The organism is Paenibacillus amylolyticus (genome assembly GCF_003719335.1).
Classification (GTDB): Bacteria; Bacillota; Bacilli; order Paenibacillales; family Paenibacillaceae; genus Paenibacillus; species Paenibacillus amylolyticus_D.
The window spans coordinates 542580-556600 of record NZ_RIAS01000001.1 but is presented as its reverse complement, the minus strand read 5'-3'; the positions used below and the strand labels follow the sequence as shown (position 1 = coordinate 556600).

The following is a 14021-nucleotide window of genomic DNA, read 5'->3' as shown; positions in this document are numbered from 1 at the left end:
TAAGGTAAGGTTATTGGCCTATACTATAAATAGATGATCCCATTCCGCAAACTCACTTGACAATGATCATGTCAGTTTGGTATTTTTGTATTACCGATTAGCACTCATCTAACTGGAGTGCTAACGACATGGGGCAGTACAGTGTCAGAAGGAGGGAATACTCACCATGTTAACAGAGCGTCAACGAATGATTCTGAACGCTATAGTGGATGACTATATCCGTTCAGCTGAGCCCGTAGGGTCCCGAAGCATTTCCAAAAGAGGAGATGTTGGATATAGTCCGGCAACGATTCGTAATGAAATGGCCGACCTCGAAGAGATGGGGTTTCTCGAACAGCCGCATACTTCAGCTGGACGCATTCCTTCTCATAAGGGTTATCGATATTATGTCGACCATTTGGTTCCCTGGAATCAGGTGGAGCCGCAGGAATTGGACGATTTAAAGTCATTTTTCGCGGAGAAGCTTAATGTGATGGAACAGGTTATTCAGCATGCTTCCAACATTTTGTCTCATATGACCAATTATACTTCGATTTTGCTTGGACCAGAGGTGTTTCATACATCACTGCGTCACTTCCAGTTGCTTCCGCTGAATGAGAATGAAGCTGTAGCTATTATAGTGACGAACACCGGTCAAGTGGAGAACAAGACGGTTCAGATTCCACCCGAAATCTCGGTTGCCGAGATGGAGAATGTCGTTCGTCTGTTAAATACCAAGTTGGTAGGCGTACCGATTTACAAGTTGAAATCACGTCTTTATACTGAGCTCGGTCAGGAAATGGAGCGTCATATCACGCGATATGAGGAAGTTATGCAGGTGCTCAACAACGCGTTTGACAATGAGCATGACAACCGTTTGTTCCTCAGCGGTGCTACCAATATGTTGACACAACCTGAGTTCAAAGATGTAGAGAAAGTTAAGGATATTCTCGATTTGTTAGATGAGACACCAACATTAATGAAATTGATGATGCCAGTGCCCGGCGGGCCCGGAATTCAGGTGCGAATTGGCACCGAGAATGATCATGAAGCCTTTGCGAACTGTAGCTTGATTACAGCGTCGTATTCCTTGGACGGCGAGGCACTTGGGTCCATAGGAATTTTAGGACCAACCCGCATGGATTATGCACGCGTCATCCATATTTTAAATACATTATCCCGTGACCTTACAACAATGCTGACGACTCGCTTCAAATAAGCAACGGGAATACGATTCATTCTTATAAGGAGGTGAACATCTTGAAAGAGGAGCAATCAATTACAGAAGAGCAAGAAGTAACAGCCGAGCAGGAGCCGGTCAATGAGGCTGCAGCAGCTGAAGCCCAAGCTGAGGAGATAACAGATCAGGAACAAAGTGAACTGGCACGTGTGAAAGCAGAGGCTGAGGAAACCCAGCAACGTTTTGTTCGTGCACAGGCTGACTTTGATAACTTCCGCCGTCGGACACAGAAGGAAAAAGAGGAACTTGCCAAATACGCTTCAATGAAGCTGGTCACCGAACTGGTACCGGTTATGGATAACTTTGAACGCGCTATGGCTACGGTACCGGAAGGTACGGAGACTGAATCTTTTGCCAAAGGATTTCAAATGATCTTGCGTCAATTGGAAACCGTGCTGACGAACGAAGGACTGACTGCGATGGAAACGGTTGGAAAACCGTTTAATCCTGAATTCCACCAAGCGATTATGCAAGTGGAGAGCGATGAGCATGAAGAAGGCATCGTTGTGGAAGAGGTTCAAAAAGGCTACATGCTGAAGGATAAAGTACTTCGTCCGGCAATGGTTAAAGTAAGTTCTTAATCCGAGGCTGAACAAAGGGACGAAGTTTAATATACAGCTTTTATACACATAGAGCAGATCACTTACTAACACAATAAGGCTGACAAGTGCCTATTCATTTTAAATTGTTGAGGAGGAAATTTTCCGATGAGCAAAGTAATCGGTATTGACTTAGGAACAACCAACTCATGCGTAGCCGTTATGGAAGGCGGCGAGGCTGTAGTTATTCCAAACCCGGAGGGTGCGCGTACTACTCCTTCTGTTGTAGGTTTCAAAAAAGATGGCGAGCGTGTCGTTGGTGAAACAGCAAAACGTCAAGCGATCACCAACCCGGATCGGACGATCATTTCCATTAAGCGTCACATGGGTACATCCCACAAAGAAACGATCGATAGCAAAGATTATTCTCCACAAGAGATCTCTGCAATCATCCTGCAAAAGCTGAAAGCTGATGCAGAAGCATACTTGGGCCAAACGGTAACTCAAGCGGTTATCACCGTTCCAGCTTATTTCAATGACAGTCAGCGTCAAGCGACGAAAGATGCGGGTAAAATCGCAGGTCTGGAAGTACTTCGTATCGTCAACGAGCCAACAGCAGCAGCTTTGGCATATGGTATGGAAAAATCCGAAGACCAAACCATTCTTGTATATGACCTGGGCGGCGGTACGTTCGACGTATCCATTCTGGAACTGGGTGATGGTTTCTTCGAAGTTAAAGCAACTAGTGGTGACAACCAACTGGGCGGCGATGACTTTGACCAAGTGATCATCGACTATCTCGTGAATGAATTCAAAAAAGATCAAGGCATTGATCTGAGCAAAGATAAAGCAGCGGTGCAACGTTTGAAAGATGCAGCTGAAAAAGCGAAAAAAGAGCTTTCCGGCGTATTGACTACAACGATTTCCCTGCCATTCATCACGGTTGCTGACGGCGTTCCTCAGCACTTGGAATTGAACCTCAGCCGTGCGAAATTTGAAGAACTTTCTGCTGGCCTGGTTGAGCGTACGCTCGAACCAACTCGCCGTGCGTTGAGTGATGCGGGCATGACACCTAACGATATCGACAAAATCGTATTGGTTGGTGGTTCTACACGTATTCCAGCGGTGCAAGAAGCCATCAAAAAACTGACAGGTAAAGAGCCTCACAAAGGCGTGAACCCGGACGAAGTTGTTGCACTTGGTGCAGCTGTACAAGCGGGCGTACTAACAGGTGACGTTAAAGACGTGGTATTGCTGGATGTAACTCCACTGTCCCTGGGTATTGAAACTGCAGGTGGCGTATTTACGAAAATGATCGAGCGTAATACGACGATTCCTACAAGTAAATCTCAAGTGTTCTCCACTTACGCAGACAATCAACCTAGCGTTGAGATTCACGTTCTGCAAGGTGAGCGCGAGATGGCTGCTGGCAACAAAACGCTTGGTCGCTTCATGCTGGGAGATATCCCGCCAGCCCCACGCGGTGTGCCGCAAATCGAAGTTAGCTTCGATATCGATGCCAACGGTATTGTTAACGTATCTGCAACAGACAAAGGTACAAACAAAACGCAAAAAATTACCATCACTTCTTCCAGCGGTCTGAGCGATGCTGAAGTTGAGCAAATGATGAAAGATGCTGAACTTCATGCTGAGGAAGACAGAAAACGTAAAGAACTTGTTGAAGCGAAAAACAGTGCAGACCAATTGATCTACTCTGTAGACAAAACAATTAAAGATCTTGGTGAAAAAGCAGATGCAGGCGAAGTAGAAAAAGCAAATGCTGCCAAAGAAAAATTGCAAGGCGTACTGGCTTCCGACAATCTGGAAGACATCAAAGCCGCTACAGAAGAACTGACTGAGATTGTTCAACAGTTGTCTGTTAAATTGTATGAGCAAGCTCAAGCTGATGCACAAGCGACTCAAGGTGCTGAAGAGCAACAAGGTTCTGCTAAACGTGACAACGTCGTAGACGCTGATTACGAAGTTGTAGACGAAGATAAAAAATAATTAATTCGCCATAGTCTGCGAGTTAAACATCGGTGACGTTCGGATTAAAGGGAAAGTCATAGCCGGGGCTCCCGTGCTTTGACTTTCCTTTTGTCACGATGTGCGATAAGGTGAATGTTATGGGGGTGGAAGAGTGGCTGAAAAACGTGATTATTATGAGGTGCTCGGCGTAAGCAAAAATGCAAGCGACGAGGAAATCAAAAAAGCTTACCGTAAGCTGGCCCGTCAGTATCACCCTGACGTGAACAAAGCAGCAGATGCGGAAGCCAAGTTTAAAGAAGTAAAAGAAGCTTATGATGTCGTAAGTGACAGCCAGAAGCGTGCTCAGTACGACCAATACGGTCACATCGATCCGAATCAAGGTGGATTTGGCGGTGGAGACTTTGGTGGCGGCGGCTTCGGCGACATCTTTGATATGTTCTTTGGTGGCGGTGGCGGGCGCCGTGACCCTAACGCTCCGCAGCGGGGGAACGATTTGCAGTACACCATGACGATTGAGTTCAAGGAAGCTGTATTTGGCAAGGAAACGGATATTACGATTCCGCGTACGGAAGGCTGTGACACTTGTCACGGTTCAGGTGCCAAACCAGGAACGAAACCGGAAACATGTACAGTCTGCAAAGGTAGTGGACAACAGGAAGTCGTTCAGAATACACCATTTGGTCGTATGGTCAATCGCCGCGCTTGTTCGAACTGTAGCGGTACTGGACAGATTATCAAAGAAAAATGTACAACGTGCAGCGGCAGCGGTAAAGTTCGCAAACAGCGCAAAATCAATGTTCGCATTCCAGCTGGTGTGGATGACGGTGCACAGTTGCGTATGACAGGTGAGGGTGAAGGCGGTCTGCGCGGTGGTCCTGCAGGCGACCTGTACATTGTTATTCGTGTGAAGTCTCATGACTTCTTTGAGCGCGAAGGCGATGACATTTATTGTGAAATTCCGTTGACGTTTGCCCAAGCCGCACTCGGAGACGAGATAGAAATCCCGACATTGACCGAAAAAGTGAAGCTGAAAATTCCGGCGGGTACACAAACCGGTACGTATTTCCGCCTCAAAGGCAAAGGCGTGCCACGCCTCCGCGGTATGGGACAAGGAGATCAACATGTGAAGGTTGTTGTGGTTACACCAAGTAAGCTGAATGACGAACAGAAAGATCTGCTTCGTCAAATTGCTGCACTGGATGGCGAACAAACCCATGAGCATGAGCAATCGTTCTTTGATCGAGTAAAACGCGCCTTTCGCGGCGACTGATTCATATATGAAGTAGTTATGAGAACACCTTCGATGATCTTTGATGATCGAAGGTGTTTTTCTTATGTAAATTAGGTTGCTTCGAAGTGTTCCCAAGTGTCCCCAAGTGTCCCCACATGTTAGAAATTCGGTATATTCTGGGCTCGGTTGCGGAAAGATAGCATGGCGGGACGATCTGTGAAATAGATACAGATTGACAGAATTACAGGAAGCAGGTGAAGCAAATGACGGAGAAAAATATTTTGGCCTATTTTCATAGCCCAGAGCAGGCACAGGGAGCGGTCAAAAAATTGGAGGCGCTGCGGGTGGAAGACGTGTCCATTAATCGTTTTAGCCGTTATGCGGGTGTTGGACCAAGTGGAGCCTCCTATAAACCAGGTATCTCCGGCAGTTACTCATCTTGGATACCTGATGCGATGCAAACCAATGCCAGCTCAGGCATTATGGCTGCGGCAGACCCTGCTGCAAGCGGAATGAGTGATGGCGGACAAGGCGGCCCTACAGGCAGGGATATTCTATTAACTGTCGTTGTGGATGAAGAGGTGCATCACCGAGCGATGTCGATCATTGAACAAGCCGGTGGAATGATCTGAATTTGAGCAATAAGATCATTTACACAGCAACGGAGAGGACAGAAAAGACCTGAAAAAGCGGAGCTAAAAGCTTTCTAAAAGAAAGCTACATCGGAAGCATAGGTTTCGCCTTTATCACCGGATTTTCCCCTTGAAAAAGGGAATCAAAAAATCTGGGGATAACAGCTACTCTCCAGGTTATTCTGTCATCGGAGTGTATGTGTAAATACAAAGGGAGGAAAAATGAAATGGCTAATCGACAACGACCAGGTGAAATTTTAACAAAAACTGAAAAGATGAAACGTCTTCAGTCTGCGAAAAATGAGGATGTTGAGTTCAGCGCAGAAGCGGCAGATCACGAGGATATCGAAGCTTTGCGCCGCAGTGAGGCAGCAGATCGTCGTCAAGGAAGAGAAATTCATGACTGAAGATCGCTCGGCGGTCACACTTGAGGCTGTATTTACGAGTTGGTCTGAAGCTGAATCTGCTCGCAGAGCTCTGGAGTTGCTGCATCCGAACCAGCTGCGCATCGAGAGTCTGCGTGAGCATGCAGGGACAGCTGGGTCAAATAATATTAAAGGAGAAGAGCATTTACCAACAGCTGTTGTTGGCGGCTTCAGCGGCGAGCTGAATGTACTTGCTCTAATCAGTGATGAGACCGAGATGTTATCGGGAGGACAGGTGTATGACCATTCACCAGAAGATGCAGCGCGAAGTGTAAAGCAGGGCATTTTACTGACGGTATCCGTTTCTCACGATTCTTTACCGCAAGCTGCAGAGATGATCACACAGAACGGCGGACGTTTTTATTAGTGGTGCTCACGAGAAAGATCGACAGGTACCGAAAAATGGGACAGGATATTCGAGCGGTTTGACTGCGGATATCCTGTTTTGTTTTCTTTTATGAGTATGCTTTGTGCTTCGGCTTGCATGTGTAGTACAATAGTTGGGATGTTTGAATTATTAGCAGGCAAAAGACGTTTTTAATTATTGAGGAGGCAAAACCACGTATGTTATGGCATGAACTAACAATACATACCACAGAAGAAGCTGTGGAGATGATTTCGAATTTTTTGCATGAAGCGGGTGCTGGAGGGGTGTCGATTGAAGAGTCCGGCACTTTAAATAAAAAACGGGATACGACGTATGGCGAGTTATATGACGTTCCTTTGAATGATATTCCCGAAGGTTTTGCGGTCATCAAAGGATATTACTCCGAAGGTACAGATATGGTTGCCTTACAGGCAGAAGTAAACCCGAGAATTGAAGAATTGTCCGAGTTTGGTATTGATGCCGGGGAGATTCGTTACGAAACACGTACGGTGGATGAAAATGACTGGGCAACGGCTTGGAAACAATACTTCAAACCTGTGCGCATATCCGATCGTCTGACGATCAAGCCAACGTGGGAGGAATATACGCCGGAGAGCCCAGACGAGAAAATTATTGAGCTGGACCCTGGAATGGCTTTTGGTACGGGTACACATCCAACGACAACACTCTGTTTGCGTACACTGGAAAAAGTGATTCAGGGTGGCGAGGAAATGATAGATGTGGGTACGGGTTCCGGTATTCTGTCTATCGGCGCGGTACATCTGGGTGCAAAGCATGTGCTCGCACTTGATCTTGATCCGGTTGCAGTAACAAGTGCGATAGAAAACGTGGAACTGAACAAGATGCAACAGCAGATTACGGTCAAAGAAAGTGACCTATTGTCTGTGCTTGGAAGCCAAGATCCTGCTCTTGGTGTTAAGCTGCCAGTCAAAATTATTGTAGCCAACATCTTGGCTGAAATTATTTTGCTGTTCGTTGATGATGTGTATAAAGCACTGGAGTCTGGTGGCATCTATATCGTTTCGGGCATATGGAAGAACAAGGAGCAGGTTGTACATGATGCGCTGGTGGCATCAGGATTTGAAGTTCGTGCGATCGAGCGTGAAGAGGACTGGCTAGCCTTTGAAGCCAGAAAGAGGTAGTCTATGGACTTCTTAGATCGGATTTTCCGTCTGCCGCTGGATCAACTGCCGTTCTTCCTGGTGACCATTCTGATTGCATTTACGATTCATGAATTTTCGCATGCGTATTTTGCCAACAAATTCGGTGATCCAACAGCCAAGCTGCTGGGAAGGGTCACATTAAATCCGGTGGCGCACTTTGACCTGCTCGGGGTGCTTTTGCTTGTCATTGCAGGGTTTGGGTGGGCACGTCCTGTACCTGTAAACCGTGCAAACTTTGACAAACCGAGACTCATGGGAACGATTGTTTCTGTAGTAGGTCCACTGAGCAATCTGCTGTTGGCTATTATCGGGGCAGTGATCTATGGAATATTGTTTGGATCAGGTGTACTGGGGAACATTGAAAATGAGCGGGTCGTTACAGCTGTGATGACATTTTTGCCGATGTTCAGTGTCACGAACTTTTTCTTGTTTATGTTCAATCTCATCCCGCTTCCACCACTGGACGGTTACCGTATTCTGGAAGATGTGCTGCCGCCTTCAATCAGCCGCAAGCTGCAAGGTGTGGAACAATGGTCCATCATTGTCTTCCTATTGATCTTAATTATTCCGCCATTACAGGCAGTCACAATTCAACCACTATATCTGTTTGCCAATGACATGTACAGGGATTTAGTTGGTCTCGTTATTGAATTATATCTTTAAATATAAGCTCATAAATGGTCTGTAATCGAACCGTAGTGCTGGTCATAAGCACATAAAAGTTGTATGATCATCTGTGGCGATTGGATTCTTGCCTGCTTCCAGCAGGAAGAATTCCAGTCATAACAGGAAAGAATGGGTGGACAACATATGCAGCGATATTTTGTATCTGCAGAGCAGTTCAGTGAACATGCAGTGGTGATAACAGGCGACGATGCCCGTCATATCGGCAAAGTCATGCGTGGCAAACCCGGGGACAAGCTGATTGTCAGCGACGGAAGCTCTAAAGAAGCACTGGTCGCCATCGATAGTATTGAAGCAGGGGAAGTAAAAGCGACAATCCTGGAACCGCTGGTTATGGATCGCGAAGCAAGGTTGAATGTAACGGTAGCACAAAGCTTGCCCAAAGGGGACAAGATGGAGACGGTCATTCAGAGATGTACGGAGATCGGGGCCGTATCTTTTGTACCTTTTCTATCAGAACGTACGATTGTGCAATACGACGCCAAGAAGGAAGGCAAACGTCTGGAGCGTTGGCGGAAAATCGCCAAGGAAGCTGCTGAACAGAGCCATCGTAACCGCATTCCAACCGTTGAGCAGCCGCTTTCCTGGAAAGGGCTGTTATCTTCTTTTGGGGACTACGACCTGGTATGTTATTGTTATGAAAAAGAAGACGGTAAACATCTTAGAGATGTTCTGAAGCCGTTTGTGGAGCAGCTTGCTGCTGATGCAGGGGCGAATGTGTTGATTGTTGTTGGACCTGAGGGCGGATTTTCCGAGAAGGAAACGGCTCAGGCCGATGAGGCAGGTGCGATATCGGTTGGACTGGGCAAGCGTATTTTGCGAGCTGAGACGGCTGGTATGGCTGCGCTGACTTGTGTTTTATATGAATCTGGAGAAATGGGGGGAATGTAATTATGCCATCCGTGGCGTTTTACACCTTGGGCTGCAAAGTTAACTTTTATGATACAGAAGCGATCTGGCAACTATTCAAAAACGAAGGCTACGAACAGGTAGATTTCGACGAACAGACAGCCGATGTTTATTTGATTAATACGTGTACCGTAACTAACACAGGTGACAAGAAGAGTCGTCAAATTATCCGCCGTGCTATTCGACGCAATCCGGATGCCATTGTAGCAGTAACCGGATGTTATGCACAGACATCTCCTGCCGAGATTTTGGATATTCCTGGCGTAGATTTGGTCATCGGAACCCAGGATCGGGATAAAATTTTGCCATATGTCAATGAAATTCAGGAATCGCGTCAGCCGGTAAACGCGGTGCGTAACATTATGAAAACACGTGTATTTGAGGAAATGGATGTACCGGATTTCGCGGATCGCACGCGTGCGTTCCTCAAAATTCAGGATGGTTGCAACAACTTCTGTACCTTCTGCATCATTCCGTGGTCCCGTGGTCTGTCGCGTAGCCGTGAGGCAAATAGCATTGTTCAGCAGGCACACCAGCTCGTACAAGCGGGTTACAAGGAGATTGTCCTGACAGGTATTCATACAGGCGGGTACGGAGATGACATGGAAAACTATGATCTGACCGACCTGCTGTGGGACTTGGACAAAGTGGAAGGTCTGGAGCGTATTCGCATCAGCTCGATTGAAGCAAGTCAGATTGATGATCGGATGCTGGATGTGATCAAACGTTCAGACAAACTGGTTCGTCATTTCCATATTCCGTTGCAAGCAGGAGATGACACTGTTCTGAAACGTATGCGCCGCAAATATACGACTGAAGAGTTCTATAACAAAATGTTGCGTATACGTGAGGCGATGCCAGATGTTGCGATCACAACCGATGTTATCGTTGGTTTCCCAGGCGAAACAGATGAGATGTATCGTAACGGTTACGAATTGATGCGCAAAATCGGTTTCTCGGAAATGCACGTATTCCCATACTCCAAACGTACGGGTACTCCGGCAGCACGCATGGAGGATCAAGTGGATGAGGAAATCAAAAATGCACGGGTGCATGAATTGATTGAACTGTCTGAGCAGATGCAACTGGAGTATGCTGAGAAATTCGTTGGACAAGTGCTCGAGGTTATTCCTGAAGGTGAAGCAAAAGGCCGCGAAGGCAGTGGCAAGCTGCACGGATACAGTGATAACTACATTCAACTGGTGTTTGATGGAACGCCGGATATGGTAGGCAAGGTGTGCCGCGTGAAGTTGACCGAAGCCGGTGCGAATGAAAGCCAAGGTACGTTGGTTCGTGTACTGGAAGAGAATGTGAAACCTGCCGCGATGTAATTCAGGCGTTATGAACAAGGATTTCATTTCCTTGGGGAAAATACCCGAGGAGATGAGGTCCTTCTTTGCCAAGAAAAGAAATTGAAGTCAGATGGGGGAGAACATCATGAACAAAAAAGAAATTTCAGCAGGCGGCGTTGTTTACAGAACAGGTGAGGATGGCCAGATTCAAATCCAGCTTATCGTAGACCGTTATGGTAAAACGACACTTGCCAAGGGCAAGATGGAAGATGGAGAAACGATCGAACAGACGGCGCTCCGTGAGATTTTGGAAGAAACAGGCATGGTGGGACGCATTGTGGAGCCGATCAATATCATTGCTTATACGTATCAGCATGCCGAGTTTGGTCCAGTGGACAAGGAAGTGCACTATTATCTCGTTGAAGCACAAAGCGGTGATCTCCAGCCTCAGATGGAAGAGATTAAAGGTGTGGATTGGTACTCTCCCGAAGAAGCATGGTCCAAACAACAGCAGAGTGGATACGATAATAACGATGACATTTTGCGCATTGGCTTGAATAAACTGGGCATCAACGTTTAAAATCTTACGACGTTACGCTTCAATGATGGCTACTTACCTACCCATTCTGTCGTCAATAACGCCGATATTGTGGCAACTTATTAAGCGACAGGTCTCTTTGCCGACGGGGTAAGCACAGGTGTTTTTTTGTGCCAAATCGGTAGGTAACAGAACGGTAAAGCTAGCAATGAACTGATGATGTTAAAAAGGGTCTGGGCATGCGCTATCTGTGCCCCGTGGTCCGCTGACAGCCAGGCTGACGCTGCATGCAGCTGGCTGATCAGCGGCATAAACAGCAGTGCTCCCGCAATGTTGAGCACAACATGGGAGGCTGCTACAAATTTGCCTGCGGAAGCCCCGCCTGCGGCTGCAATAACAGCAGTGATACAGGTTCCTACGTTAGATCCGATCACAATGGCGATGCCGATCTCTACAGGCAGCACGCCTGTCGCTGCAAGTGTAATCGCCATGCTGATAACCGCGGCGCTGCTGTGAATCAGCGCGGTCAGGCACGCACCGGCAAGAAAGCCCCACCATAGGCTGTCGGTCGACCGCTCCAGAAACCATTGAAATACGCCCATGCTCCGAAGTGGAACGGCGATGGACTGCATGACTTGAATGCCTGTCATGACAAGAGCAAATCCTGCTGCCGCAAGGAAACTGAATTGGATATTGGTCAAAGTACGGCGAGTCCGTTCATGGGCAGTTTGGTTGCGTTCACCAAGGACAACAAAAACAGCCCAGCCTGTTAGAGATAGAAGCAACAACGGCAGTGCGGCAAGTCCAATCTGAAGACCGACAAGCTCTGTAGTTAAGCAGGTTCCAATATTGGTCCCCAAGATAATGCCGAGAGTGCGTCCATAGGTAATTAAGCGCGCGTTAGCTAATCCTATGGTGAGTACCGTTACCGCAGTGCTGCTCTGCAGCAAAGCGGTTGCGCCTGCACTGAATGCCATGCCCTTCCATGGGGCAGAAGTGGCACGGTTTAACCAGTCTGCCAGCATCGGCCCCGCCATGCGTTGCAGCGCTGTCTCCATCAGCTTCATACCGCCAAAAAAGATAATCAGCCCATATAACAGAGGCAGAATTACTTCTCTGAACATCCGAATCATTCCTCCCGTCCCATTCCTTATCACTTATCCTATGAGGAAGCAGAGACAAGCATGACAAGCACAAGAGGAATTGAGACTGCTAGCCCCCATGTAAAAGATACGGTGATTCGGCAAACGGAGCGGAGGGGACGGAATCGAATCCAAGGAAGCGAAGGGCTCGCCTGAAAGCTTTCTGAAAGAAAGCTACATCGGAAGCATAGGCTTGTCGTCGGATTTTTACCTTTGGAGAAGGGAATCCAAAAAATCTGAGGACAACAGCGATCATAGGATCGATTCGTCCCCGGAGCGTCTCGTTGCCGCCCAAACCTATCTTTTCAACTAAAATAAGAAAGAAGTGGATCAATCTTGTCATCCGTTACACTGGAACGAAGCCGCAAAAAGCGGTTGGAACATGCACATCCCTGGATTTTCAAAAATGAAATTGCATCCGTAGACGGCAACCCGGAACCGGGTGATATCGTTAATGTACTGAATCATCAAGGTCGTTACTTGGCAACGGGATATTATAATCCGGCTTCCCAGATTACCGTTCGTGTAGTCTCATACCAGCCTTTGGAGTTTGAACAGATGGATACCGTCTTTTTTGCTGCTCGTTTCCATGATTGTCTGCGTCACCGGGAACGCTTCATTCAGGATGGCGAAGCCTACCGTCTTGTTTATGGTGAAGCTGATTTCCTGCCTGGATTGATCGTTGATCGGTTCGGTAGCATTTTAGTTGTGCAGATCCTTACACTGGGTATGGACCGTTGCCGTGAAGCGATTGTCCAGGCTCTCATTGAAGTGATGCAGCCGGAAGGTATCTATGAGCGCAGTGATGTATCGATCCGTGAACTGGAAGGTCTGGAGCAGATCAAAGGACCGCTCTACGGGGAATGCCCGCGTCATGTGACTGTGACCGAAAATGGGCTGCTCATCAAGGTGGACATCGTAGAAGGACAGAAGACAGGGTACTTCTTCGACCAGCGTGAAAACCGGGCTGCCATTGAACCGTTGATGAAAGGCTGGGGATACAAAAGCGGCATCACCGTGCAACAGGTCGAGCATGAAGGAACAGAGCAGCTGTTGCCTGTGAATAAGGGTGGCAAAGTGGTTACTTTCCCATATTGGGACGGTGCCACCGTGCTGGAATGTTTCTCTCATACCGGCAGCTTTACCCTGAATGCTTGCAAATTTGGAGCGAAAAAGGTAACCTGCCTCGATATTTCCGAACATGCGATCGAGAGCGCACGAACCAATGTGGAGCTAAATGGTTTCACGGATCGGGTTGAGTTCGTTGTAGCCGATGCTTTTCAATATCTGCGTGAGCAAGTCAAAGGACTTGATGAGCGCAATGCACGAGCACGAGCAGCGGAGCAAAAGGTAGATACCTCCAAAGCATTGTCCAGTGCTGGAAAAACGTTTGATGTCGTTATCCTTGATCCACCTGCCTTTGCCAAAACAAAATCAGCTGTCAAAGGGGCATGCCGCGGCTACAAGGATATCAACTTGCAGGGCATGAAACTGGTCAACGAGGGTGGATATTTGGTAACCGCAAGCTGTTCCTACCACATGCGTCCTGACCTCTTCCTGGAAACGATTGCGGATGCAGCTGAAGATGCAGGTAAGGTATTACGTTTAATCGACTGGAAAGCAGCCGGTAAGGATCACCCGCAAATTTTGGGCGTAGATGAAGGGCATTACCTGAAATTCGCTATTTTTGAAGTGAGAAGCAAAAAAAATTAAGATTACTCTATTTATAGAATGACACATGTACCCTGTGAGATAGACACTTTAAAAAGTCCATCTTATAGGGTATTTTATTTATGAAGAAAAGCTTGCTCTTGGCGAACAGCTTATATTATTGATTGAAAAGGATACAGTGTTCAGTCTTCATCCCGAC

14 protein-coding genes are annotated in these 14021 nt (G+C 47.2%); 13 read left to right on the top strand and 1 reads right to left on the bottom strand.

Annotation, left to right across the window (positions count from 1 at the left end; translation table 11 throughout):
* Positions 1–166: 166 nt before the first annotated feature.
* The 12 genes from hrcA to EC604_RS02470 all read left to right on the top strand — a co-directional run bounded on the left by hrcA (position 167) and on the right by EC604_RS02470 (position 11051).
* Positions 167–1198, top strand: a complete 1032-nt coding sequence (hrcA, locus tag EC604_RS02525) for a heat-inducible transcriptional repressor HrcA (RefSeq protein ID WP_123062592.1) — start codon at positions 167–169, stop codon at positions 1196–1198.
* Positions 1199–1239: 41 nt separating this feature from the next.
* The gene (gene grpE, locus EC604_RS02520; protein WP_123062591.1) at positions 1240–1800 is read left to right on the top strand and encodes a nucleotide exchange factor GrpE; all 561 of its coding nucleotides are present in this window, start codon (positions 1240–1242) and stop codon (positions 1798–1800) included.
* A gap of 126 nt (positions 1801–1926) precedes the next feature.
* On the top strand, positions 1927–3765 hold the full coding sequence (gene dnaK / locus EC604_RS02515; protein ID WP_090914791.1) for a molecular chaperone DnaK: 1839 nt from the start codon (positions 1927–1929) through the stop codon (positions 3763–3765).
* 133 nt (positions 3766–3898) lie between these two features.
* Entirely contained in the window at positions 3899–5017 is a 1119-nt protein-coding gene (dnaJ, locus tag EC604_RS02510) for a molecular chaperone DnaJ (protein WP_123062590.1), read from the top strand.
* A 224-nt stretch (positions 5018–5241) separates the two neighbouring features.
* Positions 5242–5610 carry a hypothetical protein gene (locus EC604_RS02505; protein ID WP_123062589.1) on the top strand — a complete coding sequence of 123 codons (369 nt, stop codon included), beginning with the start codon at positions 5242–5244 and terminating at the stop codon, positions 5608–5610.
* 227 nt (positions 5611–5837) lie between these two features.
* Positions 5838–6017, top strand: a complete 180-nt coding sequence (locus EC604_RS02500) for a YfhD family protein (RefSeq protein ID WP_123062588.1) — start codon at positions 5838–5840, stop codon at positions 6015–6017.
* Positions 6010–6402: a hypothetical protein gene (locus EC604_RS02495; protein WP_123062587.1), complete on the top strand. Its 393-nt coding sequence runs from the start codon at positions 6010–6012 to the stop codon at positions 6400–6402. Before EC604_RS02500 ends, EC604_RS02495 begins: the two co-directional genes overlap by 8 nt.
* Before the next feature lie 197 nt (positions 6403–6599).
* A complete protein-coding gene (prmA, locus tag EC604_RS02490; RefSeq protein WP_123062586.1) occupies positions 6600–7565 on the top strand; it encodes a 50S ribosomal protein L11 methyltransferase in 966 nt (321 codons plus the stop codon).
* Positions 7566–7568: 3 nt separating this feature from the next.
* Positions 7569–8249 (top strand): site-2 protease family protein, encoded by a 681-nt coding sequence (locus EC604_RS02485; protein WP_090914779.1) that lies wholly within the window; start codon positions 7569–7571, stop codon positions 8247–8249.
* Positions 8250–8396: 147 nt separating this feature from the next.
* Entirely contained in the window at positions 8397–9161 is a 765-nt protein-coding gene (locus EC604_RS02480) for an RsmE family RNA methyltransferase (protein ID WP_123062585.1), read from the top strand.
* A 2-nt stretch (positions 9162–9163) separates the two neighbouring features.
* Positions 9164–10510 carry a tRNA (N(6)-L-threonylcarbamoyladenosine(37)-C(2))-methylthiotransferase MtaB gene (gene mtaB, locus EC604_RS02475; protein ID WP_123062584.1) on the top strand — a complete coding sequence of 449 codons (1347 nt, stop codon included), beginning with the start codon at positions 9164–9166 and terminating at the stop codon, positions 10508–10510.
* A 103-nt stretch (positions 10511–10613) separates the two neighbouring features.
* The gene (locus EC604_RS02470) at positions 10614–11051 is read left to right on the top strand and encodes an NUDIX hydrolase (protein ID WP_123062866.1); all 438 of its coding nucleotides are present in this window, start codon (positions 10614–10616) and stop codon (positions 11049–11051) included.
* An 80-nt stretch (positions 11052–11131) separates the two neighbouring features.
* Here EC604_RS02470 and EC604_RS02465 read toward each other — a convergent pair whose 3' ends face one another.
* Complete coding sequence (locus tag EC604_RS02465) at positions 11132–12133, bottom strand: Na/Pi cotransporter family protein (protein ID WP_123062583.1); 1002 nt, start codon at positions 12131–12133, stop codon at positions 11132–11134.
* Between the two features lie 354 nt (positions 12134–12487).
* Between EC604_RS02465 and EC604_RS02455 the strand changes: the two genes are divergently transcribed.
* Positions 12488–13864 carry a class I SAM-dependent rRNA methyltransferase gene (locus EC604_RS02455; protein ID WP_123062581.1) on the top strand — a complete coding sequence of 459 codons (1377 nt, stop codon included), beginning with the start codon at positions 12488–12490 and terminating at the stop codon, positions 13862–13864.
* Positions 13865–14021 lie beyond the last annotated feature (157 nt).

What these genes read in the sequence shown, in the direction of transcription:
- hrcA (WP_123062592.1), top strand. Translation starts at nt 167, where the DNA reads ATGTTAACAGAGCGTCAACGAATGATTCTGAACGCTATAGTGGATGAC.
- dnaK (WP_090914791.1), top strand. Translation starts at nt 1,927, where the DNA reads ATGAGCAAAGTAATCGGTATTGACTTAGGAACAACCAACTCATGCGTA.
- EC604_RS02505 (WP_123062589.1), top strand. Translation starts at nt 5,242, where the DNA reads ATGACGGAGAAAAATATTTTGGCCTATTTTCATAGCCCAGAGCAGGCA.
- EC604_RS02500 (WP_123062588.1), top strand. Translation starts at nt 5,838, where the DNA reads ATGGCTAATCGACAACGACCAGGTGAAATTTTAACAAAAACTGAAAAG.
- EC604_RS02495 (WP_123062587.1), top strand. Translation starts at nt 6,010, where the DNA reads ATGACTGAAGATCGCTCGGCGGTCACACTTGAGGCTGTATTTACGAGT.
- prmA (WP_123062586.1), top strand. Translation starts at nt 6,600, where the DNA reads ATGTTATGGCATGAACTAACAATACATACCACAGAAGAAGCTGTGGAG.
- EC604_RS02485 (WP_090914779.1), top strand. Translation starts at nt 7,569, where the DNA reads ATGGACTTCTTAGATCGGATTTTCCGTCTGCCGCTGGATCAACTGCCG.
- EC604_RS02480 (WP_123062585.1), top strand. Translation starts at nt 8,397, where the DNA reads ATGCAGCGATATTTTGTATCTGCAGAGCAGTTCAGTGAACATGCAGTG.
- mtaB (WP_123062584.1), top strand. Translation starts at nt 9,164, where the DNA reads ATGCCATCCGTGGCGTTTTACACCTTGGGCTGCAAAGTTAACTTTTAT.
- EC604_RS02465 (WP_123062583.1), bottom strand. Translation starts at nt 12,133, where the DNA reads ATGTTCAGAGAAGTAATTCTGCCTCTGTTATATGGGCTGATTATCTTT.